Genomic DNA, 1,450 nt, shown 5'->3' on the forward strand with positions numbered 1-1,450 from the left:
ACCAACGCATAGATAACCTGCGCTTCGATCATCGCAAGCGAAATATACATCGTAGTCGATAGTTTGCTAGCTACGCTTGGGTTTCTAGCGATACCGTTAAGCGTCGCGCTAGCGGCATTTCCCATACCTAACGCGCCACCCAAAGCGGCTAAACCTAAAACGACTGCAACGGTAATTGCAGAAAAAGAAACAATCTGAGTGTAAGCACTTAGCTGCTCGCTAGCGAAAGCCGCGCCGCAAAGCGCAAATAATAATACAAGAACTTTTTTCATAAAAGTCTCCATAAATAAATTTTAAAACGAGTTTCGGCTCAATACCCCCTACTCCAACGTTTTAAGTGTGAAATATTATTAAAATTTTGCTTTTGATTTGTTTAATCTGGCGGAATTTGCGTTAAATTTAACAAATCCCACCGAGCACGCCGACATCTTAGCGCTTAGCGTCCAGATATGTATTTAGCGCCGCAACGTAGGCCTTCGCAGACGCCAGCATCGTATCTACGTCAAGTCCTCTGCCGATAATGGCGCCCTCGCCCGCAAATTCCACCTTAACGGTTACTTTCGCCAGCGCGTCTTTGCCCTGTGAGACCGCTTTTACTTGGTATTCTTTCAAGCTACCACTGATGCCGCTGATACGATCTATCGCCTTAAATATCGCATCCACGCCGCCGTTTCCAAGCGCGCTATCGCTTAAAATTTTATCTTTATACCTTAGCGTAAGAGCGGTGCTAGCGTGTCCTTTGTTGCAGCTATTGGAGCTTAAAACCAACACTTCGTAGGTCTTCTCAGCCCCCACGAACTCATCGTTTACGAGCTCTCTAATATCCTCGTCGAAAACATCCTTTTTGCTATCTGCGAGCGCTTTAAATTTATTAAACGCGATCTCAATCTGCTCGTTACTAAGTTCATAGCCCAAAGATACCAGCTTGTCTTTGAAGGCGTGGCGGCCGCTGTGTTTGCCCAGCACGAGCGAGTTTTTATCAAGCCCGATATCCTCGGCGTGCATGATCTCGTAAGTTTCTTTGTGTTTTAGCACGCCGTCTTGGTGGATGCCGCTTTCATGCGCGAAGGCGTTTTTGCCCACGATCGCTTTATTAGGCTGCGGCTCGATGCCGGTAATGCTCGCAACCAAGCGGCTGGATGGGTAAATTTCTTTCAAATTTATATCGGTATAAAGCGGCGCAAATTTATCCCTGCGCGTCTTTATCGCCATTACGATCTCCTCTAGCGCCGCGTTGCCCGCGCGCTCGCCGATACCGTTTATCGTGCACTCGACCTGTCTGGCTCCTGCCAAGATAGCGGCTAAGGAATTTACGGTAGCCATTCCCAAGTCGTTGTGATTGTGCACCGAAACTACGGCGCGCTCGCCGATAAGCTTAACGATTTCACCTATGCGCGCGGTGATCTCGTCAGGATAGAGATAACCCACCGTATCGGGGATATTTATGGTG

General features: G+C 48.0%; 2 protein-coding genes. Both read right to left on the reverse strand.

Features of this window, described 5'->3' with window-relative positions; genetic code table 11:
* The coding region (locus Q0277_RS04335; protein WP_297995944.1) for a F0F1 ATP synthase subunit C at positions 1-272 on the reverse strand (272 nt) is incomplete at its 3' end.
* Between the two features lie 157 nt (positions 273-429).
* Positions 430-1,450 (reverse strand): 2-isopropylmalate synthase (locus Q0277_RS04340; protein WP_297995946.1); only part of this gene is annotated, 1,021 nt, incomplete at its 5' end.

This window comes from uncultured Campylobacter sp. (assembly GCF_938030815.1).
Classification (GTDB): Bacteria; Campylobacterota; Campylobacteria; order Campylobacterales; family Campylobacteraceae; genus Campylobacter_B.